Annotated in this window: 18 protein-coding genes; 8 read left to right on the top strand and 10 right to left on the bottom strand. The window is 74.8% G+C overall.

Annotated elements, in window-relative coordinates:
* Positions 1-10 precede the first annotated feature (10 nt).
* The 6 genes from H030_RS0112155 to H030_RS0112130 all read right to left on the bottom strand — a co-directional run bounded on the left by H030_RS0112155 (position 11) and on the right by H030_RS0112130 (position 7,942).
* Entirely contained in the window at positions 11-229 is a 219-nt protein-coding gene (locus H030_RS0112155; RefSeq protein ID WP_027006308.1) for a hypothetical protein, read from the bottom strand.
* Positions 226-987, bottom strand: a complete 762-nt coding sequence (locus H030_RS0112150; RefSeq protein ID WP_027006307.1) for an SDR family oxidoreductase — start codon at positions 985-987, stop codon at positions 226-228. Before H030_RS0112150 ends, H030_RS0112155 begins: the two co-directional genes overlap by 4 nt.
* A complete protein-coding gene (locus tag H030_RS31560; protein ID WP_051222403.1) occupies positions 984-2,039 on the bottom strand; it encodes a low temperature requirement protein A in 1,056 nt (351 codons plus the stop codon). The genes H030_RS0112150 and H030_RS31560 overlap by 4 nt, the downstream gene beginning before the upstream one ends.
* Entirely contained in the window at positions 2,036-2,341 is a 306-nt protein-coding gene (locus tag H030_RS39690) for a hypothetical protein (protein WP_027006306.1), read from the bottom strand. The genes H030_RS31560 and H030_RS39690 overlap by 4 nt, the downstream gene beginning before the upstream one ends.
* A 70-nt stretch (positions 2,342-2,411) precedes the next feature.
* Complete coding sequence (locus H030_RS0112135) at positions 2,412-5,177, bottom strand: AAA family ATPase (protein WP_027006305.1); 2,766 nt, start codon at positions 5,175-5,177, stop codon at positions 2,412-2,414.
* On the bottom strand, positions 5,174-7,942 hold the full coding sequence (locus H030_RS0112130; RefSeq protein WP_027006304.1) for an ATP-binding protein: 2,769 nt from the start codon (positions 7,940-7,942) through the stop codon (positions 5,174-5,176). The genes H030_RS0112135 and H030_RS0112130 overlap by 4 nt, the downstream gene beginning before the upstream one ends.
* A gap of 182 nt (positions 7,943-8,124) precedes the next feature.
* Between H030_RS0112130 and H030_RS0112125 the strand changes: the two genes are divergently transcribed.
* From H030_RS0112125 to H030_RS0112110, 4 genes are read left to right on the top strand one after another with little or no spacing between them, the layout of a single operon-like run.
* On the top strand, positions 8,125-8,841 hold the full coding sequence (locus H030_RS0112125; protein WP_155891990.1) for an alpha/beta fold hydrolase: 717 nt from the start codon (positions 8,125-8,127) through the stop codon (positions 8,839-8,841).
* On the top strand, positions 8,841-9,812 hold the full coding sequence (locus tag H030_RS0112120) for an alpha/beta hydrolase (protein ID WP_027006302.1): 972 nt from the start codon (positions 8,841-8,843) through the stop codon (positions 9,810-9,812). The genes H030_RS0112125 and H030_RS0112120 overlap by 1 nt, the downstream gene beginning before the upstream one ends.
* 3 nt (positions 9,813-9,815) lie before the next feature.
* On the top strand, positions 9,816-9,998 hold the full coding sequence (locus H030_RS0112115; RefSeq protein WP_027006301.1) for a hypothetical protein: 183 nt from the start codon (positions 9,816-9,818) through the stop codon (positions 9,996-9,998).
* Between the two features lie 4 nt (positions 9,999-10,002).
* A complete protein-coding gene (locus H030_RS0112110) occupies positions 10,003-11,376 on the top strand; it encodes a peroxidase family protein (RefSeq protein ID WP_027006300.1) in 1,374 nt (457 codons plus the stop codon).
* On the opposite strand, the gene H030_RS0112105 is transcribed toward H030_RS0112110, so the two are convergent.
* Complete coding sequence (locus H030_RS0112105) at positions 11,373-13,121, bottom strand: MOSC and FAD-binding oxidoreductase domain-containing protein (protein WP_027006299.1); 1,749 nt, start codon at positions 13,119-13,121, stop codon at positions 11,373-11,375. The genes H030_RS0112110 and H030_RS0112105 overlap by 4 nt on opposite strands.
* A gap of 52 nt (positions 13,122-13,173) precedes the next feature.
* Here H030_RS0112105 and H030_RS0112100 point away from each other — a divergent pair, with 52 nt between their 5' ends.
* From H030_RS0112100 to H030_RS36970, 4 genes are all read left to right on the top strand, one after another.
* Positions 13,174-13,908: an SDR family oxidoreductase gene (locus H030_RS0112100; RefSeq protein ID WP_027006298.1), complete on the top strand. Its 735-nt coding sequence runs from the start codon at positions 13,174-13,176 to the stop codon at positions 13,906-13,908.
* Between the two features lie 255 nt (positions 13,909-14,163).
* Positions 14,164-15,561 carry a hypothetical protein gene (locus H030_RS0112095; protein WP_196809095.1) on the top strand — a complete coding sequence of 466 codons (1,398 nt, stop codon included), beginning with the start codon at positions 14,164-14,166 and terminating at the stop codon, positions 15,559-15,561.
* 36 nt (positions 15,562-15,597) lie between these two features.
* A complete protein-coding gene (locus H030_RS0112090; protein WP_155891989.1) occupies positions 15,598-16,797 on the top strand; it encodes a hypothetical protein in 1,200 nt (399 codons plus the stop codon).
* A gap of 30 nt (positions 16,798-16,827) precedes the next feature.
* Complete coding sequence (locus tag H030_RS36970; RefSeq protein ID WP_027006295.1) at positions 16,828-19,593, top strand: helix-turn-helix transcriptional regulator; 2,766 nt, start codon at positions 16,828-16,830, stop codon at positions 19,591-19,593.
* Here the strand turns inward: H030_RS36970 and H030_RS31540 are convergent.
* The 3 genes from H030_RS31540 to H030_RS0112070 are packed head-to-tail and all read right to left on the bottom strand — an operon-like array spanning position 19,590 to position 21,335.
* Positions 19,590-20,204 carry an RBBP9/YdeN family alpha/beta hydrolase gene (locus tag H030_RS31540; protein WP_081690717.1) on the bottom strand — a complete coding sequence of 205 codons (615 nt, stop codon included), beginning with the start codon at positions 20,202-20,204 and terminating at the stop codon, positions 19,590-19,592. The genes H030_RS36970 and H030_RS31540 overlap by 4 nt on opposite strands.
* A 25-nt stretch (positions 20,205-20,229) precedes the next feature.
* Entirely contained in the window at positions 20,230-20,889 is a 660-nt protein-coding gene (locus H030_RS0112075; protein ID WP_027006294.1) for an HAD family hydrolase, read from the bottom strand.
* Positions 20,886-21,335: a DUF421 domain-containing protein gene (locus tag H030_RS0112070; protein ID WP_027006293.1), complete on the bottom strand. Its 450-nt coding sequence runs from the start codon at positions 21,333-21,335 to the stop codon at positions 20,886-20,888. Before H030_RS0112070 ends, H030_RS0112075 begins: the two co-directional genes overlap by 4 nt.
* Position 21,336 lies beyond the last annotated feature (1 nt).

The following is a 21,336-nucleotide window of genomic DNA, read 5'->3' as shown; positions in this document are numbered from 1 at the left end:
GTCGGTGGGGTCAGTACTTCGCGAGGCGCTCCTGCGCCTCGGCCAGCGAGCTGGCGAGCGTCTCGACGTCGGCCAGCCACGGCTCGCCGTCGGCGCGCGGGTCGATCCGCAGGTGCAGCCTTCCGTCGTGGAGGACCGTGACGCCCAGCAGCTCGTTGGCGCACCACAGCTCGGCCTCGTCGTCGTAGGCCTCCTCGGGGCCCGTGACGATGACCATCACCTTGGTCATGACGCGCGCTCCGGATCCATCTCGCGCGCCCACCACGCGTCGAAGCCGAGCTTGCCGATCCGGGCGCCCTCGCCCGGCGTCAGCTCGCCGCCGCGCAGCAGCGTCCCGAAGTACTCGGCGTCGGGGTCGCCGATGACCTCGCGCTGGTCCCCGGTCGCCGCGAACAGCCGCCGCGCCCACGCGTCGACGCCGAGCGCCTCCGGGCCACCGAGCTCGACGAGCCCGGCCGGCGCGCCGAGCACCAGCTCGGTGACGGTCGCGGCGACGTCGTCGGCGGCGACGAGCTGCATCAGCCCGGTCGGCAGCCGCACCGTGTCGCCGTCGGCCCCGGCCTCGGTGATCTGGCCGAGGAACTCGAAGAACTGCGTGCACCGCAAGATGGTGTACGTGGTCGAGTCCTTGGTGATCTCGGCCTCCTGGGCGACCTTCGCGCGCAGGTAGCCGGAGTCCGGGAGCAGGTCGCAGCCGACGATCGAGACCGCCAGGTGGTGCTTCACGCCCGCCTTCTTCTCCGCGGCGAGCAGGTTGCGCGACGAGGTGACGAAGAAGTCGCGAACCGCGTCGTCCTCCCAGACCGGCGCGTTGGCGACGTCGATGACGGCGTCGGCGCCCTGCATGACCTCGTCGAGACCCTCACCGGTGATGGTGTCCACGCCCGTCGAGGGCGAGGCCGGGACCGGGTCGTGCCCGAGCGCCACGAGGCGCCGCACGACGTTGGAGCCGATCCTGCCGCTGCCGCCGATGACCACGATCTTCATGATGTCGTTCCTTCTTGTAGGGGTTGCTTGCTTGGATGGACGCCCAGCAGCCGCGCACGGAACAGCGCGCCGCCGAGCAGGTAGAGGGCAGGGCCGCCGAGCGCCATCGCGAGGCCGAAGCGCGACGTCAGCTCGTGCGGGTGGGAGATCAGGAGGTCGTCGGCGACCGCGACGCCGATGATCCCGGCGATGATCGGGACGTGGAGGTAGGTGTAGGCGTCGCGCGCCAGCCGCCCGGGGTCGGCGCAGCGCCGCATCACCTCGTGCGAGCCGTCAGCGATCAGGCCGAAGTAGACCCACCACAACGCCGCGGTCTCGACGAACGCCAGGGCGAGCGCGAGCACGGTCCGCGCGTCGAGCCCCGCCGCTGCGGCGGTCGCGCCGGTGACGACGATCGACTCGCCCAGCGCGATGATGATGAACGCCTCGCAGCGCTCGGTGAAGTGGCCGCCCTCGATGTCCCAGTCGCTCGTCGTCCCGCGCCCGCGGCCCGGCAGCCAGTAGCCGGCGAACGGCGCGCAGAGGTCGAGCAGGACGGCCGGGGCCCACAGCAGCAGGCGGCGGTCGCCGGGCAGCGCGGCGCCCGCGAGCCACAGCGCGCCCGACGCGGCGCTCCAGCCGACGAGCCGCTCGAAGACGTCGCGCAGCGCGTGGTCGCGCGACAGCAGCGACGCCGCCGCGGCGTTGCGACCGACCTGCAGGACGACGTAGGCAGCGGCGAACAGCCAGCCGTCGTCGCCGAACGCGCCCGGCAGCGCCGCGGCCATCAGCAGGCTCGCGAGCATCACGCCGGTCAGGACGCCCCGGACCTGCGGCGAGGCCGGGTCGAACCAGTTGACCATCCACGTCGTGTAGATCCACGCCCACCAGACGATCAACAACAACAACGCTGCGCGCCCGACCCCGGCGGCCGTGGGGTCGCCGAGGATCAGGTGCGACAGCTGGGTGACCGCGAAGACGTAGACGAGGTCGAAGAACAGCTCGACGGTCGTCACCGGCTGCGCGCCGATGCCCGCTCCGCGCGGGCGCAGGTGAGGGGTCGCGGTGGTCACGCCGCCCGGTGCGGAAGCAGGCGGTGCAGGAACAGCGTCGCGCCGTGATGCGCGCGATGGTGCGCCCGCGCCTTGCGGACCAGGAACGTGGGACCGGCGATCGCGGCGGCGACCGCCGCGACGACCGCCCCGATCGCGATCGTGGGCACCGCCACGATCACCGCGAGGATCAGCAGCGGCGGGCAGAGGATGAGGCCGAAGACGCCGAGCAGCATGAGCTCCGCGATCCGCAGGCCGCCGCCGGTGACCTCGGCGAGCTCCTCGCCGACGTCCAGCGGCCGGATGTCGTTGGTGGTGGTCATGGGTCCCACTCTCCCGCCGCGATCGCCCGATCTCGTCCGGGCCGGTGCCCAGTCCGGTCCCCAGTGGTGCCTAGTCGAGCTCGGCCAGCGCGGTCTTCAGCTCCGCGCGCGAGGACAGCCCGAGCTTCACGAACACCTTGCGCAGGTGGTACTCGGCGGTGCGGGCCGAGATGAACAGGCGCGCGCCGATGTCGCGGTTGGTCAGCCCCTCGCGAGCCAGTCGCGCGACGTTGAGCTCCTGATCGGTCAGGTTAGCGATGGCTTCGGGCGCGCGGACGCGCAGCGTCTCCCCCGTCCCGGCCAGCTCGCGCGCGGCGCGCTGGGCGAAGCCCGCGGCGCCGCAGGCGTCCAGCAGCGCGTGCGCGGCCCGGAGCTGCTCGCGCGCGTCCTCGGCGCGCGTGTCGTCGCCCGCCGCGCGCAGGCGCTCGCCGTAGACCAGGCGCGCGCGGCCCTCCAGCAGCGGCATCCGGCCGCGCGCGAAGTGGTCGATCGCCGCGCGGTGCAGCAGCTCGGCCTCCTCCAAGTCGTCGCTGACCTGCGCACGCGCACACGCGGTCACGCCGCGCGCCCAGGCGTCGCCCTCGGGCTCGGTCACGCGCGTCAGGTGCTCCAGCGCCTCGGCGGCCAGCGCGTGGTCGCCGGTCCGGACCGCGGCCTCGACCAGCTCGGGCAGCGCCCGCGCGCTGAAGCTCGCCTCGTGCGTGTAGGCGAGGTCGCGGCGCGCGCTGGCGACCGCGTCGGCGAAGCGCCCTGCGCCGTTGCAGACCACGGCCTGCGCGTAGTGGACGGCGGCCAGCGCGTTGCCCTCGCCGCGCGCCTGCGCGTCGGGGAGGAAGCGCTCGGCGCGGGCCTGCACCTCCTCGACCCGGCCCCGGAACGCGGCGCCGATGATCCGGCCGTAGGGCGGCAGCGGGCTGGCGGTGACCGACTGGATCGCGTCGACCTCGTCGCAGATCGCGGCGAAGCGGTCCAGGCGCCCGTCGAGCAGCAGCGCGGCCATCTGGAAGTTCAGCGCGATCGGCAGGACGGTCAGGACGCCCTCGGCGCGCGCCAGCTCGACCTGGCGTGCGGCGAGCGCCCGGAGGTCGTCGTCGTCGAGCAGGTCGCGCGCGGCCTGGCAGCCGAACCACATCCAGCGCAGCTCGAGGTCGTCGGGCTCGTTGTCGCGGAACGCACGCAGCGCGCGGCGCAGGGTCGGCAGCGCCGCGGCGCGGCCTTCGACGGCGAGCAGCGCCTGGCCGCGCAGGATCAGGTCGCGGGCGCGGTCCGAGTCATCGTCCTCGGTCGCCTCCAGGATCGCGCGAGCGACATCATGCACAACGCCCGCGTCCCCGAGCCGGCCCGCGTAGAGCGCGGCGGCCAGCGCCTCGATGTAGGTGTCGCGCGCGAGCGTGTCGTCGAGGCCCTCCAGACCCTGCGCTGCGGCCAGCAGCCGCCGCGGGCCGGAGCGGTCGCGGTGCAGCTCATACTCCGAGCGCGCGCGCAGGCGTACGACCTGGGCCTGCTGGAGCGCGCTGAGCGGCAGGTCGCCCGCGGCGTCCAGGAGCCCGAGCGCCGCGTCCTGCGCGCCCGCGTCGTGCTTGGCCTCGGCCGCCGCGATCAGGCGCCGCGCCAGCCGGCCCGGATCCGGCGACAGCTCGGCCGCGCGGGTCAGGAACGCGGCCGCGGCGGCGACGCCGCCGCGCTCGCGGGCGCGACGGGCCGAGCGCTCCAGGTCGGCGGCGACGTCCTCGTCGGGCAGCAGCGTCGCGGCCGCGCGGTGCCAGGCGCGGCGGTCCGGGTCGCGCCCGGGCTCGGTCGCCTCGGCCAGCGCGGCGTGCGCGCGGCGGCGGTCCTCGGCGCTCGCGGCGCGGTAGACCGCGCTGCGCACGAGCGAGTGGCGGAAGCCGACGCGCGTCCCGACCGTCAGCGCGCCCGCCTGCTCGGCGGCGTCCACGTCGGCGGGCCCGAGCCCGAGCAGCGCGCTCGCGCGCCACAGCAGCCGCGGGTCGCCGGTCGGGTCGGCCGCGGCGAGCAGGAGCAGCAGGCGCGTGCGCTCCGGCAGCGGCGCGAGCTGGGCCAGCAGCGACGCCTCGATCCGGTGCTCCAGCGGCAGCGACGCGGCCAGCGCGTAGCCGCCCGCGATCTCCGCCGGGCTCAGCGCGCGCGGCAGCTCCTGCAAGGCCATGGGGTTGCCTCCGGCCTCGGCGATCAGCTGGTCGCGCACGCGCCGGTCGATCGTGCCCGGGACCGCCAGCGCCAGCAACGCGCGGGCGTCGTCGTTGCCGAGCCCCTCGAGCGCGAGCTGCGGCAGGTCGGCGAAGTCCGGCCCGACCGTGCGCATCGCCAGGACGATCGCGACGCCCTCGGCCTCCAGCCGCCGCGCCGCGACCGCGACCGCGCGCGCCGAGGCGACGTCCAGCCACTGCGCGTCGTCGATGACCACCAACAACGCGCGGTCGCCGGCCGCCTCGGTCAGCAGGCCGAGCACGGCCAACCCCACCAGGAACGGCGACGGCGCGCCGGAGCGCAGGCCGAACGCGGCCTCCAGCGCCGCGGCCTGCGGCGGCGGCAGGTGCGCGGCGGCGCCGAGCATGTGCCCGCACAACTGCTGCAGGCCCGCGTAGGCCAGCTCGCCCTCGGGCTCGGAGGCGACCATGCGCTGGACCCTGACCTGCGGCGCGGCAAGACCTACAAGTCGGTCGAGCAGTGCGGTCTTGCCGATCCCGGCCGCGCCGGAGACGACCAGCGCGCCGCTGGTCCCGGTCCGGGCGCGCGTGACCAAGGCCTCCAACTCGGCCAGCTCGCGGTCGCGGCCGCGAAGACCACCATGTTCCTGCAGGGGAGCGAGCGTCATGCGACCTCCTCCAGCGCGGTCCTGAGCTCCTCGCGCGAGCCGATCCCGAGCTTCACGTACACCTTGCGCAGGTGGTACTCGGCGGTGCGCGAGCTGATGAACAACCGTGCGCCGATGTCGCGGTTCGTGAGCCCCTCACGGGCCAGCTGGGCGACGTTGCGCTCCTGGTCGGTCAGCCGGTCGGCGCCGTCCGGGGCGCGGGCGCGCAGCGTCTCGCCGGTCGCGGCCAGCTCGCGCGCGGCGCGCTGGGCGAACGCGTTCATCCCGCACGCCGACAGCGTCTCGTAGGCGGGGCGCAGCTGCGCGCGGGCGTCGACGCGGCGATGACGGCGGCGCAGCATCTCGCCGTAGAGCAGCTGCGCGCGGCCGCGCAGCATCGGGACGCGGACCGCGTCGAAGCCGGCGATCGCCTGTTCATACAGCACTTCGGCCTGCTCGTCGTCGGCCAGCTGCGCGCTCGCGTAGGCGAGCATCGCCCGCGACCACTCGGTGTCGGCGGGCTCGGTGACGGTCCGGAAGCGCGCGAGCGCCTCCTCGGCCAGCGGGCGCTCGCCGGCCCGCACCGCGGCCTCGATCAGCTCCAGCAGCGCGCGCATCGCGTGGTGCAGCTCGCGCTCGTAGGGCAGCTCGCGGCGGGCGGCCTCGATGGCGTCGGCGTAGCGGCCGACCCCGTTGTAGGCCAGCGCGAGCGAGAAGTTCGCCGCGGTCAGCCCGTAGCCCTCGCCGCGCACCTCGGCGTCGGCGCGGATCTCGGCGGCGGCGCGCTCGACCTCGGCGAGCTGGCCGCGGTAGGCGGCGACGTAGATGCGGCCGTAGCGCGGCAGCGGATGGCCGGTGACCTCGAGGATCGCGTCGATCTCGTCGCACGTCGCCTCGGCCGCGTCCAGGTCGCCGTTGAAGACGTGGACGACCATCTGCAGGTTGAGCGCCATCGGCAGCACCGACAGCACGCCGGCGGCGCGCGCGAGCGCGACCTGGCGGCGCGTCAGCGTCCGCCACTCCTCGACGTCGTAGACGTCCATCGCCGCGCGGCCGCCGAACCACATCCAGCGCAGCTCCAGCGCGTCGGGCTCCTGGGTCAGGAACGCGTGGAAGGCGCGGCGCAGCGTCGGCCGGGCGGCCGCCGTTCCCTGCGCGACGAGCAGCGCCTGACCGCGCAGGATCAGGTCGCGCGCGCGGGGCGAGTCATCGTCCTTGGTCGCCGTGAGGATCGCCTGAGCGACATCATCAACAACTCCCGGATCGGCGAGCCGGCCCGCGTAGGCGATGGCGGCCAGGGCCTCCATGTAGGTGTCGCGCGCCAGGACCGGGTCCAGCGGCGCGAGGTCCTGCGCCGCGGCCAGCAGCGCGCGCAGCGCGGCACGGTCGCGGTGCAGCGCGTACTGGGCGCGGGCGCGCAGCCGGGCGATCCGCGCCTGCTGCAGCGGGCTGAGCGGGTGGTCGCGCGCGGAGTCCAGCAGCCGCAGCGCGGCGGCGGGCGCGCCCGCGTCGTGCTTGGCCCCGGCGGCGTCGATCAGGCGCTGCGCGCGGCGCGGCGCGGCGGGCGTCAGCTCGGCGGCGCGGGTCAGGAACGCGGCGGCCGCGGCGACGCCGCCGCGCGTCCGGGCGCGCGCCGCGGAGGCCTCCAGCGCCGCGGCGACCGGCTCGTCGGGGCGCAGCGTCGCGGCGGCGCGGTGCCAGGCGCGGCGGTCCGGGTCGCGGTCGGGGTCGGTCGCCTCGGCCAGCGCGGCGTGCGCGCGGCGGCGGTCCTCCGGGGTCGCGGCGCGGTAGACGGCGGAGCGCACGAGCGGGTGGCGGAAGCCGACGCGCGCGCCGGTCACCAGCGCGCCCGCGCGCACCGCGGCGTCCTGGTGCTCGGGCGCGATCCCGAGCACGGCGCACGCGCGCCACAGCAGATCGGGATCGCCGGTCGGGTCGGCGGCGGCGACGAGCAGGAGCGTCCGGGTCGGCTCGGGCAGCGGCTGCAGGCGTGCGAGCAGCGACTCCTCGATGCGGTGCTGCAGCGGCATCGACGCGGCGAGCGCGTAGCCGCCGGCGAGCTGGTCCGGGCTCAGCGCGCGCGGCAGCTCCTGCAGCGCGAGCGGGTTGCCGTCGGCCTCGGCCAGGAGCTGGTCGCGGACGCGGCCGTCGATCGCGCCGGGCAGCGCGAGGCGCAGCAGCTCGCGCGCGTCGTCATCTTGTAGGCCTACGACGACGAGCTGCGGGAGGTCGGCGAAGCGCTCGTCGACCGCGCGCATCGCCAGCACCAGCGCGACGCCGCGGTCCTCGTCCAGGCGCCGGGCGGCGAAGGCCAGCGCGCGGGCCGAGACGTCGTCCAGCCACTGGGCGTCGTCGGCCAGGACCAGGACGGCGCCGGCCGTGCGCGCGGCGGCGCCGAGCAGGCCGAGGACCGCGAGGCCGACCAGGAACGGGTTGGGCGCGGCCTGCGCGTCGCGCAGGCCGAAGGCGGCTTCGAGCGCCTCGCTCTGGGCGGCGGGCAGGCGGTCGGCGACGTCCATCAAGGACCCGCACAACAGCTGCAGACCCGCGTAGGGCAGGCCCATCTCGGACTCCGAGGCGACCATCCGGACGACCCGGACGCGCGGCGCGGCGTGCTCGGCGGCGCGGTCCAGCAGCGCGGTCTTGCCGACCCCGGCGTCGCCGGCGACGACCAGCGCGCTCGACGCGCCGCCGCGGGCGCGGGTGATCAGGCCGTCGAGGACGGCGAGCTCGCGATCGCGGCCGCGCAGCGTCGTCGGGGAAGGGGATCCGGGGAGTAGGTGCATGAGGCAGCGCCGATCCTGAACAGGCCCGTCCCGAGCCGCATCCGTGTGCGCCCCAGGCAGCACCCCAGTCCCCGGTGCGGGCCCTGGGGACCGGACTGGGGACCGTCCCCGAGGCGATGGCGGCCGGGCGGGTGGATCGTGGGGATCGATCAACCCCATCAACTCCCGGAAGGAAGGGCCTCGTGCCTCCCACCATCGTCCTCGTCCACGGCGCGTTCGCCGAGTCGGCCAGCTGGGCCGGCGTCGCCCAGCAGCTGCACGCCGCGGGCCATCCCGTCGTCGCGGCGGCCAACCCGCTGCGCGGCGTTGCCGCCGACGCGGCCTCCGTGTCCGACGTCGTCCGGACCATCGACGGGCCGGTCGTGCTCGTCGGCCACTCCTACGGCGGCGCCGTCATCACCAACGTCGCCAACGACGCCGGCGACATCGCCGCGCTCGTCTACGTCGCCGCGTTCGCGCCCGAGGCGGACGAGAGCGCGATCGAGCTGTCGCAGCGCTTCCCGGGCTCGACGCTCGGCGACGCGGTCACGCCGATCCCCCACGCCGACGGGTCGGCCGACCTCGTGATCGCCCACGACAGGTTCCACGACCAGTTCTGCGCCGACCTGCCCGCGGCGCAGGCCGGGTTCATGGCCGCCACGCAGCGCCCGGTCGCGGCCGCCGCGCTGGAGGAGCAGTCCGGCCCGCGGCCGCTGTGGCGCTCGACGCCGTCGTTCTTCGTCATCGGCGCCGAGGACCGCAACATCCCGGCGGCGCTGCAGCGGTCGCTGGCCGAGCGCGCGGGCGCGCGCGACGTCGTGGAGATCGCGGGCGCGTCGCACGCGGTGGCGGTCTCGCAGCCGCAGGAGACGGCGCGCGTGATCCTCGAGGCGGCCGCGCTGGTCGGGGCGGCGGCGTGATGGCCGCCACCGCGACGACGACGGCTCCGGTGGTCCTGGAGCCCGAGGCGCAGGCGTTCTGCGACGCCACGGCCAGGCCGCCGTTCCTGTACGAGCTCGGCCCGGAGGGCGCGCGCGCCGTCCTGGACGACGTGCAGGCGGCGCCGATCGACAAGCTGCCGGTCGACGACCACTGGGTCACGGTGCCGGCGGCGGTCGGTGACGTCCGGGTCCGGATCGTCCGGCCGGTCGGCGTCGAGCGCGAGCTGCCGGTGATCCTGTACATGCACGGCGGCGGCTGGGTGATCGGCAACGCCGACACGCACGACCGGCTCGTGCGCGAGCTGGTCGTCGGGACCGGCGCGGCGCTGGCGTTCGTCGAGTACGACCGCTCGCCCGAGGCGCGCTACCCGGTCGCGATCGAGCAGGGCTACGCGACCGCGCGATGGATCGTGCGCGAGGGCCGCGCCCACGGGCTCGACGCGTCCCGGATGGCGGTCGCGGGCGACAGCGTCGGCGGCTGCATGACCGCGGCGCTGACGCTGATGGCCGCCGACCGCGGCGACGTGACGTTCGTGCACCAGTCGATGTACTACCCGGTGACCGACGCGGGGCAGGCGACGGCGTCCTACGCGCAGTTCGCGCAGGGCTACTACCTGACGGCGGCGGCGATGGCGTGGTTCTGGGACCAGTACGCGCCGGACGCGGCGATGCGGGCCGAGCCGTTCTGCTCGCCGTTCGCGGCTTCGGATGAGGCGTTGTCGAAGCTGCCGCCGGCGTTGTTGATGGTCGACGAGGCCGACGTGCTGCGCGACGAGGGCGAGGCGTACGCCGCGCGGCTGCGGGGCGCGGGCGTCGCGGTGACCGCGCTGCGGGTGGACGGCATCATCCACGACTTCATGATGCTCAACCCGCTGGCGGCCACGCACGGGACGCGGGTGGCGGTCGCGCAGGCGATCGCGTCGCTGCGCGAGGCGCTCGGGACGGCCTGAGCCATGGGCGAGGTGCTGCATCTGCATGCCGAGTCGCGCGACGCTCCCGTCGCGCGGCTCGACCTCGCCCGCGCCGAGCTGACCGTGCTGCCGGACGCCGCGCCCGTGCTCGCCGATCCGATCGCCGTGCGGCGTCTGATCGACCACGAGCGCTTCGCGTGGCAGTTGCGCGTGGCGTCTCCGTAGTGCTATGACGGACAGCAAGGACATCATCATGACCGTGAGCCATCCCGCCGCCCGTGACCACTGCCTGGCGCCCGAGCGCGTCGACGCGCCGCTGCACGGCGGGCGCTACCGGACGCTGTTCGAGGACCTGGAGCCGTTGGTCGCCGACGAGGCGGCGCTGCACCTGCTCGGCGCGCCGGGCGGGCCGTGCGACCTCGGGTCGGTCGACAACCCGGACGCGTCGGTGGCGGCGGTGTGGCCGTTCTTCGGGCAGTTCGTCGCGCACGACATCACGGCCGACCGCTCGCCGCTGACGCACCGCGCCGAGCGGGCGCTGCTGCGCAACGCGCGGCAGCCGAAGGCCGACCTGGAGGGCATGTACGGCGGCGGCCCGGTCGGGATGCCGTACCTGTATGACTTCGCGGACCCGGCCAAGTTGTTGTTGTCGGAGTCCGGGTGCGACGTGCCGCGCAACCGGCAGGGGATCGCGCTGATCGGTGACCCGCGCAACGACGTCCAGCTGTTCACCAACCAGTTGTTGGTGGCCTTCGCGCGGTTGCACAACATCGTGGTCGACCGGCTGCGGGAAGATGATGTGGATGAAGCCGCCGTGTTCGACGAGGCGCGGCGGGCGACGACGTGGCACTACCAGCACGTGATCCTGCGCGAGTTCCTGCCGTCGCTGATCGGGGCGCGGCTGACCGCCGAGCTGCTGGCCGTCGGGCCGCGGCTGTACCGGCTGGACCGCGAGCCGTCGATCCCGTTCGAGTTCGCCGACGCCGCCTACCGCTACGGGCACGCGCAGATCCGCGACAGGTACATGGTCAACGCCGGGTTCGGGCCGGTCCCGGTGTTCCCGGACCTGATGGGCTTCGGCCCGGTGCCGCCCGAGCACGCGCTGGACTGGACGCTGATGATCGACGTCGACGGCCATGCTCCGGCGCAGCGGTCCAAGCGGATCGACTCGCGGCTGCCGGGGCCGCTGATCGCGCTGCCGACGCAGGTCAGCGGGGCCGAGCCGGGCGACGACTACGCGTCGCTGGCCACGCGCGACCTGCAGCGCGGGCAAGCTGTAGGCCTTGCTTCGGGCGAGGCGGTGGCGCGGCGGCTGGGCGTGGAGGTGCTGAGCGAGGACCAGGTCGGCCTGCGGGCGCGAGGCTGGTCCGGCGAGACGCCGCTGTGGTTCTACATCCTGCAGGAGGCGGCGGCGCTGCACGACGGCGATCGGCTCGGCCCGGTCGGCGGCCGCATCGTCGGCGAGGTGCTGGTCGGGATCATCGACGCCGACCCGGAGTCGTTCCGCTCGCTGGAGCCCGACTGGCAGCCGACGCTGCCGTCCCGCACGGGGACGTTCGGGCTGGCCGACGTGCTGGTGCCGCCTGCGGGCGCGGCCGCCTAGACGTCGAGGGTGATCGGCGTCGTCGGGCGTGCGCAGCAGGGCAGGACGACGCCGGCCTCGGGGCGCTCCAGGGGTTCCGGGCGGTAGCTGACGTCGCCGTCGAGGACGCCGGTCGCGCAGGTGTGGCAGACGCCGGTGCGGCAGCTGTAGGGCATCGGGACCTCGCAGGCCTCGGCAAGCTCGAGCAGGTTGGGGAAGCGGTCGGCGTCGTAGGGCACGGAGACGCCGCTGCGCGCGAAGGTGACCAGCGGGCCGGTGCCGGGCGGGCCGTCGGGCGCGTGCGGCGGGTGGTGGACGCCCTCGACGATGCCGGTGCGGGAGACCGCGATGTCGCCGAAGGTCTCGGTGGCGATCCGGTCGGGCGTGACGCCGCGGGCGACGAGCGCGGCGCTCAAGGCCTTCATGAACGGCGCAGGGCCGCAGAGGTAGAAGTCGGCGTCGAGGGGGACTTGGGCGCGTTCGAGGGCCTGGCCGTCGAGGTGGCCGGTGATGTCATAGCCATTGCCTTGCGTCGTCGTCTCGGGCGCGCTGTAGGCGATGAGGTGGTGGGCTGCGGGAAGGCGGGTGAGGAGGTCCATCGTCTCCTGCGCGAAGGCGCGCTCGCGCGCGTTGCGGGCGCCGTGGACCCACCAGACGGGGCGCGTCGTCTGGTCGTGGGCGAGCTGGGCGAGCATCGCCAGGACGGGGGTCGCGCCGACGCCGGCGGAGAGGAGGACGATCGGGCGCTCGGGCGCGTCGGTGCGCAGCGTGAAGACGCCGCGGGGCGCGGCGACGTCGATCGTGTCGCCGGGCCTGACGTGGTCGTGGAGGTAGCGGCTGACGACGCCGTCGCGCTTGACGCTGATGCGCAGCGTGCCGGTGCTGGCGCCGGGCGGTGCGGAGAGCGAGTAGCTGCGGACGAGCGCGGGGCCGTCCGGGCCGTCGGGCCGGACGCGGACGGTGAGGTACTGCCCGGCGCGCGCGTCCGGGGCGTCGCCGGCGAAGGTGAACGACATGATGGTGTCGCTCTCGCGGGTCGTGGCGGTGACCTTGAGCGGGGCGAACCCGGCCCAGGCGGGCGGGGTCGCGGGTGTGCTCGTCGCGGCGCCGACAGCGCCGGCGAGGAGGTCGCGGAAGCTGCCCTTCCAGCCCTCGCTGAGGGCGGGGATGCGCAGCGCGCGCTGGAGCTTCTCGCGCGAGCGGTGCGGGAGGTAGAGGAGCGCGTCGACGTCGGCGACCGTCAGGCGCTCCGGGCCGTCGGCGACCTTGTTGATGATGTCGCCCGCCTGGACCTCGCCCTCTTCGATGACGCGCAGGTAGAAGCCGGGGCGGTGGTGGGCGACGACGAGCGCGGCCATCTCGGGGACGTTCATGCGGATGCCGAGGCGGAAGCAGGTGACGCGCGGTTGGGTGACCTCGAAGAGGGCCTTGCCGATGCGCCAGCGGTCGCCGATGCAGACGGCATCGTCGGCGAACGCCGATCCCTCGATCGTGAAGTTCTCTCCGAACTGGCCGTAGGTGAAGTCGTCGCGCCCGAGCTGCTCCTGCCAGTAGTTGTAGGCCTCGATCTGGTAGACGAACACCGCCCGGTGCTCTCCCCCGTGGCCCTTGCGATCGGCCTGGTCGTCGCCGTCGACGTTGATCCGGCGCACCATCCGCGGCCCGTCGACCGGCTCCTTCCAGATCGCGGTGCGCACGGTCTCGCCCTCCCACGCGATGTCGCGCGGAAGCCCGACGTTGACCGACAGCAGCCGTCCGTCGCTCATGGTGCGCACGCTACTCGCCACGGGGCGTGCGAAGGAGGATGCTGCGCAGACCATGCCCATCGACCCCACCCCACTCGCCGGTCAGACCGTCCTGGTCGTCGGCGGTTCTGCCGGCATCGGCCTCGCGACCGCGCAGCAGGCGCGGGCCGCGGGCGCCGAGGTCATCCTCGCCGCTCGCAACCCGGAGCGGCTCGACGCGGCGGCGCAGGAGCTCGGCGCCACGCGCGCCGAGGCCTTCGACGCGACCGACCCGGACGCGCTGCGCGCGTTCCTGCAGTCGATCGACGCGCTCGACCACATCATGGTGACCGCGGGCGCGCCCACGTACACCAACATCGCCGACGCCGAGCCGGAGGCGGCGCGCAGGGCGCTCAGCGAGCACCTGCTGCAGACGATCGTCGTCGCCCAGAACGCGATCGGCCGCGTGCGCAACGGCGGCACGCTCGTGTTCATGGGCGGGACCGGCGGCAAGCGCCCCGGTCTCGGGTTGGGGCTCGTCGGCGCCGTGACCAACGCGCTGCCAAGCCTCATCGCCAACCTCGCACTGGAGGTCGCGCCCATCCGCGTGAACCTGATCGCGGCCGGGTTCGTCGACACGCCGCTGTCCGCATCGCTGCTCGGCAACGACCTCGAAGCCCGCCGCGACGAGCTCCGGACGACGCTGCCGATCCGCCGCGTCGTCGGCCCCGACGACGTCGCCTCGCTAGCCCTCCACCTCATGCTGAACCCCGCACTGACCGGCGCGACCTTCGACATCGACGGCGGCCAACAGCTCCTCCGCGGCTGACTACCGCACGCCCCACCCTCGGCCTCGAGAATCAAGGCCGTAGGGCGCGGCGCGGCGGAGTGAGGCCAAGCGAAGCGCCTTCAACCACACCGCCCGCTGCGCCGCCGAGTGACGACGCGGAGCGGGCGGTGGCGGTGCCCTGGGGAGAGAACGCGTGTTGAGATGAAGCCGCGCGGTGGATTCCATTCCCCACATTCCCGGTGGGAATGTTCGGATGTGGTGTGTTCGGGGTAGCGAGGGTGCATTCCTCGTCTGTTGCTCGCCGTCCTCGTCGCTCTGCTCTGCGGCGCCGCGCCTGCCGGCGCCGCGCTCGGCCCGCTCGCGCCGGCCAACCCGTACACCGCCGCCAACGGCGCGGCCACGATGCACGGCGATGCCGGCTCGTCGGATGTCTCGCCGTTCCCGGGGCCGGGACTCGGTGCCCAGTCGGTCCGGGTGGCGACGCTCGGCGCCGCCTGCCCCACGATCCTGCAGGGTGCCGATGGGATCCCGATCGCGCTGTGCACCGCGATCCTCGACCGCAAGCCGACGGTCTACGAGCTGAACCCCGACACCGGCCTCCCGGTCGCCTCGCTGGCGTTGCCCGCGTCCGGGAACCTGTTCGGCGGCGTCTACGCGTACTTGGACAACAACGACAAGTTGGTGCTCTTCGACGCCGACGGCAACCTGGTCCGGATCGGCCACCACGACAACAGGCTGTCGATCGACGCGTCGACGCCGACGGGCGCGACCGGCGTCGTCGGGATCGTCCCGGACTGGCAGGGCCGCGTGTGGTTCGCGACCGCCGAGGGCGTCACGGGGTTCGTCGACCCGGACACCCAGCAGGTCAAGACCATCACCTTGGGCGACGGGACCGAGCACGTGGACAACTCGATCTCCTCGGCGCCCGGCGGCGTCGCGGTCGCCACCGACCACGCGCTCTACCTCCTGCGCGCCAACGCCACCGACAACACCCCGCGCGTCCTCTGGCGCGCGCCCTACGACCGCGGCCCCGCGCGCAAGCCCGGCCAGCTCGGCCACGGCACCGGCGCGACGCCGACGTTCTTCGGCCCGCGCGACGGCGACCGCTACCTGGCGATCACCGACAACGCGGTGCCCGCCGAGCACCTGCTCGTCTACGACACCGCCGGCCGGACCCCGGCAACGCCCCTCTGCACCATTCCCGTCCTGACGCCCGGCCCGTCCGGAACCGAGAACTCGCCGATCGGCTCCGGGACCAGCGTGTTCGTCGCCAGCACCTACGGCTACCCCTATCCCGCGAGCCCGTCCGGCGCCGAGCCGACCGACCCGTCCAGCGCCCCGTTCACCGGCGGCGTCACGCGCGTCGACCTGCGCCCCGGCGGGCGCGGCTGCGACGTGCGCTGGCAGGTCCCGGTCCGCTCGGCGGCCGTCCCGCGCCTCGACCTGCCGGACGGCTTGTTGTACACCATCTCCCGCGACTCCCCGCTGGGGCCGGCGGCGACGTCGCTGCTCGACACCTACACGTCGGTCGCGCTGGACACCAACAACGGGACCATCGTCCACCGCCAGCCGATCGGCGCGACCTACGCGTCCGAGACGCTCCAGCTCGCGCCGACGATCGTCCCGGGCCGGATCCTCTACCAGGGCACGGTCACCGGGATCACGCGGATCGCGCCGCTCGGCGGTCCGTAGCGTGAGGCGGCGGTCGCGTGCCATCCTTGGCGGCGCATGACCCGAACACCGATAGCCGCCCTCACTCTCGCCCTCGCGATCGCCGCCGCCCTGCCCGCCGGCGTGCAGGCCAGGACGACGCAGAAGCGCGCGCACCTGACCGTCACCGCCGGGAGGATCCAGGGCGCGAGCGCCGCCAGGGTGGCCGGGTCGTTCGTGGTCACCAACACCGGGACGGCGCGGTCGCGGCGCACGACCGCGCGGCTCGCAGTCAGGGTGTCGTCCAAGCGCTGGACCGGCTTCAAGTCCTACAGGATCCCGGCGCTCGCACCGCGCCAGCGCCGGACGATCGCCGTCAGGGCGGTCACGCTGCCCAGGCGCCCGAAGGGCAGGACGCTCGCCGTGCGCGTCTGCGTCGGCGCGGCCTGCAGGACGGTCGGCAGCACGAAGCTCGCGCCCAGGAGGACGCCGCAGCCGGCGCCGGCCACCACGCCCGCGCCGCCGCCGACCACCACCACGACGACCGCGCCGCCCGCGCCGCCCGCGCCCACCCAGCCCGCGCCGCCCGTCCGCCCCGCCGACACCACGCCGGCGCACCCCATCGCGGTCCAGCCCGACACCGACGTCCACGAATTCGCCGCGAGCGCTGACTACTGGCTCTTCGTCCCCGACGCCTACGACACGACGCACAGGACGCCGAGCGAGCTGTTCGTGTGGCTGCACGGCTGCTACGGCGACGCGCGGGGCGACCTCGACACCTATGAGAACGACGGGCAGTCCTACATCATGATCTCGCTCGGCGGCACCGACGGCGGCTGCTGGGACGTCGACGACGACCCCGCGCGCGTCATGGCCGCGATCGCCGACGTCGAGGACAAGCTCAACATCGACCGCCGCCGCGTCGTGATCGGCGGCTACTCGTCCGGCGGCGACCTCTCCTACCGCACCGCCTTCTACAACGCCTACACCTTCTCGGGGCTGCTGGCGGTCAACACGATGCCGTTCCGCGACACCGGCTCGACCGCCCAGCAGTCGCTCGCCGCCGCGGCCTGGAAGTTCCCGATCGTCCACCTCGCCCACACCGACGACGAGGCCTACCCGATCGCCGACGTCAAGACGGAGATCGGCACGCTGCAGCAGGCCGGCTGGAACCCCACGCTGATCGAGCGCCCCGGCACGCACCACGACGCCAACACCGAGACCGACGTCCAGACCTACCTGCTGCCCTACCTCGACGCCGGCTGGACCGCCCCGTAGCCGCGCGCGCTGGGATGATGCGGGGACCCGATGGTCCACTCCCCGCTCCCTCCCTCCGGCCTGCTGGGCCGCCACGCCGAGCGCGAGGCGCTCGAGGAGCTGGTCGCCGGGATCACCGCGGGCCAGAGCCGGGTGCTGGTGCTGCGCGGCGACGCCGGCGTCGGCAAGACCGCGCTGCTGACGCACCTCGTCCAGCACGCCGCCGGCTGCCGGGTCGCGCGCACCGCCGGCGTCGAGTCGGAGTCCGAGCTGCCGTTCGCGGGCCTGCACGCCCTCTGCGCGCCGTTCCTGGAGCACCTGCCCGCGCTCCCCGAGCCCCAGCGCGCGGCGCTGGCGATCGCCTTCGGCCTCGACGCCGGCCCGGCGCCCGACCGGTTCATGGTGGGGTTGGCCGTCCTCAGCCTGCTCGCCGACGCAGCGGAAGCCCAGCCGCTGCTGTGCGTCGTCGACGACGCCCAGTGGCTCGACGGCACCTCGGCCCACGCGCTCGCGTTCGTCGGCCGCCGCCTGCTGGCGGAGCGCATCGGCCTCGTCTTCGCCCAGCGCGACCCCGCCGACGACCTCCTCGCCGGCCTGCCCGAGCTGCGCCTCACCGGCATCGAGGAGCGCCACGCGCGGATGCTCCTGGACGCGACGATCCCCGGCCCGCTCGACGACCGCGTCCGGGCCCGGATCCTCGCCGAGGCCGACGGCAACCCGCTCGCCCTGCTCGAGCTCCCGCGCGGCCTGACCCCGACCTCGGTCGCCGGCGGCTTCGGCCTGCCCAACCCCATGTCCTTGGCCGGCCGCATCGAGCAGGAGTTCCTGCGCCGGCTCGAGCCGCTCCCGGACCTCACGCGCCGCCTGCTCCTGCTCGCCGCCGCCGACCCGGTCGGCGACGCCGCCCTGCTGCGCCACGCCGCGGCGTCGCTGGACATCCCGATGGCCGAGGCCGCCGCGCCCGCCGAGGCCGCCGCGCTGATCGAGATCGGCGCGCGCGTGCGCTTCCGCCACCCGCTCGTGCGCTCGGCCGTCTACCGCTCAGCGCCGGTCCCCGACCGCCGCGCCGCGCACGGCGCGCTGGCCGACGCGACCGACCCGGACGCCGATCCCGACCGCCGCGCGTGGCACCGCGCGCACGCCGCCGCCGGTCCCGACGAGGCGGTCGCCGCGGCGCTGGAGCGCTCCGCCGGGCGCGCCCAGGCGCGCGGCGGCGTCGCCGCGCAGGCCGCGTTCCTGACCCGCGCGACCGAGCTGACCCCGGACCCCGCCCGCCGCGGCGGCCGCGCGCTGGCCGCCGCGCAGGCGACGTTCGAGTCCGCCGCGCCCGAGGCCGCGCTGGAGCTGCTCTCGGTCGCCGAGCTGTGCCCGCTCGACGGCCTCCAGCGCGCGCGCCTGGCGCGCCTGCGCGGCGAGGTCGTCTTCGCGCTGCGCCGCGGCAAGGACGCGCCGCCGCTGCTCCTGCACGCCGCCCGCGCGCTGGAGCCGCTCGACCCCGCCGCCGCGCGCGAGGTCCACCTGGAGGCGCTCGGCGCCGCGATGTACTCCGGGCGCCTGGCCGGCGACGGCGAGGTCCGCCGCGCCGCGGCGGCCGCGCTCAGCGCGCCGCGCCCGCCGACGACGACGCCGCCGCGGTCGATCGACCTCGTCCTCGACGGCATGGCCCAGCGCTTCGCCGACGGCCCCGGCGCGGGCGTGCCCGCGCTGCGCACCGCGCTGAGCGCCTACCGAGATGAAGCACTTGAGACTCACGCCGACGCGATGCGCTGGCTGCTGCTCGCGCCGGTCGTGCAGTCGCTGGTCGTCTTCGAGCTGTGGGACGACGACGCGTTCGCGGCGATCGCGACCCGCGCGGTCCGGCTCGCGCGCGACGCGGGCGCGCTGGCGATGCTGCCGGTCACGCTCGTCTACCTCTCCGGCGTCCACCTCTTCGGCGGCGAGCTGACGACCGCCGCCGCGCTGCTCCAGGAGGCCGAGACGATCATCAGCGCGACCGGCAACGCCGGCCTGGTCTACGGCCAGATGCTGCTCGACGCCTGGCGCGGCGACGAGGCCGCGGCCGGCGCGCTGATCGACTCCGCGACCGCCAGCGCGACCGCGCGCGGCGAGGGCCGCGTCCTGGCGCTGTCGGGCTACGCGTCGGCGGTCCTGCACAACGGGCTCGGCCACTACGACCTCGCGCTGGACGGCGCGCGCCTCGGCGCCGAGGATCCGGACCAGGGCTACGCCGCGCCCGCGCTCGGCGAGCTGGTCGAGGCCGCGGCGCGCGCCGGGCAGCCGGAGCTGGCGGCCGCCGCGCTGCCGCTCCTGGAGCGCCGCGCGCAGGCGGCCGGGACCGGCTGGGCGCTCGGGATCGCCGCGCGCGCCCGCGCGCTGGCGAGCGACGACCCGGTCGTCGCCGAGGCGTCCTACCGCGAGGCGATCGCGCACCTCGAGCCCACGCGGATGCGGACCGAGCTGGCCCGCGCGCAGCTCGTCTACGGCGAGTGGCTGCGGCGCGAGTCGCGCCGCGTCGACGCGCGCGCCCAGCTGCGCGCCGCGCACGACACGCTCTCCCGCGCCGGCGCCGAGGCGTTCGCCCAGCGCGCCGGCCGTGAGCTGAGCGCGACCGGCGAGACGCTCACCCGCCGCGACGCGGCGGCGCCCGACGCGCGTGACACGCTCACGCCGCAGGAGGAGCAGATCGCCCGCCTGGCCCGCGAGGGCCTCTCCAACCCGGAGATCGGGGCGCAGCTGTTCATCTCCCCGCGCACGGTGGAGTACCACCTGCGCAAGGTCTTCACGAAGCTCGGGATCGGCTCCCGCAGGGAGCTCTAGGCCGCGGCGCGGTCGGCCGTGAGGCCCGCGGCGACCGGGAAGCGCCCGGTGCGCGCCCACGTCGCGACCGCGGGCCACGGCCCGTACCCCTCGTCGAGCGAGAGGTGGCCGCCGCCGACCACGACGTGGGTCGGCAGGTCCAGGGCACGGCCGAAGAACGCGGCCGCGCCCTCGGGACACCAGGGGTCGGCGTCGGTGCACACCAGCTCGGTCGACCGCGCAGCGCCCCTGAGCGCATCGCGATCGAACGGCGCGCCGTGGAAGTCGCGCAGCGAGTCCGGCAGCGCGGCCGGGCCGGCCGGGCAGACCAGCAGCACGCGGTCGACGCGCTCGCCCACCAGCGCGCGCTCGGCGTGGCGCAGCCACAGCAGGCAGCCGAGCGAGTGCGCGAGCACCACGCGCTCGCCGTCGCCGTCGCACAGCCGCCGCAGCTGTGCGCGCAGCGCCTGCAGCCACGCGGCCAGCGTCGGCTCGTCCGGGTCAGGCAGCTGCGGGTAGAGCACGTGCTCGCCGGACGCTTGCAGCCCCTCGGCCAGCCAGCGCTGCCAGTGACCGACCGGCCTGTGGTTCTGCCAGCCGTGGAGGATCAGGAAGCGACGATCGCCTGCCACCTGGCACAGCCTAGCAGCTTCTGCACTAATCCAGTAGGAATAGCTGCGTTCCCCGCTCGCGCAGCTCGGCGATCGAGCGGAAGACCGCGACGGCGCCCGCGTCGCGCAGCTCGGCCTCCGAGAAGCCGCCGGTCAGGACCGCGATCGTCGGGACGTCCGAGCGCCTCGCGGCCTCGACGTCCCACGGCGTGTCGCCGACCATCACCGCGTCGCCCTCGCCGAGCTTCTCCTTGGCCGCGAGCACGAGGTCCGGCTCGGGCTTGGTCTGCTCGACGTCGTCGGAGGTCGTCCAGTCGTCGGCCAGGTCGCGGCCGTCGAGCAGGTCGAGGTAGTGGTCGACCTCGCGCTGCTTGGCCGAGGACGCGAGCACGACCCTGAAGCCGTCGCCCTTCAAGTCCTCCAACAACCCACGCGCGCCGTCGAAGATGCCGACCGACTGGATCATCGTCAGGTAGATCACGTCGTGGGCGGTGCGCACCTCGTCGCCGATCTCCTCCTCCACCCTGTCGCCCGCGACCGCGGCCACGAACTGGTCGCCGCCCATCCCGATGTGGCGGTGCAGCTCCCAGATCGGGAGTTGCACATCATGTTGGCGGAACGCCTGGTACCACGCGAACGCGTGTTGGTAGTTGGAATCGCAGAGCGTTCCGTCGATGTCGAAGATGATCCCGGGCTTGGTGGTCATGCGGCCTTCTCCTTGCTGATGAAGCTGATGTTGCCGCTGCTCTCGAGGATCGCGTAGCGGACCTCGTCGAGCGAGCCGATCGAGGACTGGCGCGCCTCGGCGGCCAGCTCGGAGTCGCTGATGCGCTGGCGGCGCAGCGCGCGCTCCTGGATCACGCCGTCGGCGATCAACACGATGGGGTCGCCCTCCAGCAGCGGGCGCAGGCGGCGGAAGCGGAAGCTCAGCCAGCCGCCGGAGACGGTCAGGACCGCGAGCGTGGCGATCACGATCGTCGTGCCGGTGATCGAGTTGTCGGACTGCGTGACGCCCTGCTGGACCATGTCGCCGATCACGACGAGCAGGATCAGGTCGGCCGGGCCGAGCTTGCTCAGCTCGCGGCGGCCGACCGCGCGCGTGACGACGAGGATCAGCAGGTAGACGAAGACGGCGCGGAGGACGAGGTCCATG

Origin of the sequence: Conexibacter woesei Iso977N, assembly GCF_000424625.1 — a bacterium.
Lineage (GTDB): Bacteria > Actinomycetota > Thermoleophilia > Solirubrobacterales > Solirubrobacteraceae > Baekduia > Baekduia woesei_A.
Note: the sequence above shows the minus strand (reverse complement) of the source record. Positions and strands in the feature narration are given on the sequence as shown.

Excerpts from the sequence above, each read along its gene's own strand:
- H030_RS0112155 (WP_027006308.1), bottom strand. The coding sequence starts at position 229 with ATGACCAAGGTGATGGTCATCGTCACGGGCCCCGAGGAGGCCTACGAC.
- H030_RS0112150 (WP_027006307.1), bottom strand. The coding sequence starts at position 987 with ATGAAGATCGTGGTCATCGGCGGCAGCGGCAGGATCGGCTCCAACGTC.
- H030_RS39690 (WP_027006306.1), bottom strand. The coding sequence starts at position 2,341 with ATGACCACCACCAACGACATCCGGCCGCTGGACGTCGGCGAGGAGCTC.
- H030_RS0112135 (WP_027006305.1), bottom strand. The coding sequence starts at position 5,177 with ATGACGCTCGCTCCCCTGCAGGAACATGGTGGTCTTCGCGGCCGCGAC.
- H030_RS0112130 (WP_027006304.1), bottom strand. The coding sequence starts at position 7,942 with ATGCACCTACTCCCCGGATCCCCTTCCCCGACGACGCTGCGCGGCCGC.
- H030_RS0112120 (WP_027006302.1), top strand. The coding sequence starts at position 8,841 with ATGGCCGCCACCGCGACGACGACGGCTCCGGTGGTCCTGGAGCCCGAG.
- H030_RS0112115 (WP_027006301.1), top strand. The coding sequence starts at position 9,816 with ATGGGCGAGGTGCTGCATCTGCATGCCGAGTCGCGCGACGCTCCCGTC.
- H030_RS0112110 (WP_027006300.1), top strand. The coding sequence starts at position 10,003 with ATGACGGACAGCAAGGACATCATCATGACCGTGAGCCATCCCGCCGCC.
- H030_RS0112105 (WP_027006299.1), bottom strand. The coding sequence starts at position 13,121 with ATGAGCGACGGACGGCTGCTGTCGGTCAACGTCGGGCTTCCGCGCGAC.
- H030_RS0112100 (WP_027006298.1), top strand. The coding sequence starts at position 13,174 with ATGCCCATCGACCCCACCCCACTCGCCGGTCAGACCGTCCTGGTCGTC.
- H030_RS0112090 (WP_155891989.1), top strand. The coding sequence starts at position 15,598 with ATGACCCGAACACCGATAGCCGCCCTCACTCTCGCCCTCGCGATCGCC.
- H030_RS36970 (WP_027006295.1), top strand. The coding sequence starts at position 16,828 with ATGGTCCACTCCCCGCTCCCTCCCTCCGGCCTGCTGGGCCGCCACGCC.
- H030_RS0112075 (WP_027006294.1), bottom strand. The coding sequence starts at position 20,889 with ATGACCACCAAGCCCGGGATCATCTTCGACATCGACGGAACGCTCTGC.
- H030_RS0112070 (WP_027006293.1), bottom strand. The coding sequence starts at position 21,335 with ATGGACCTCGTCCTCCGCGCCGTCTTCGTCTACCTGCTGATCCTCGTC.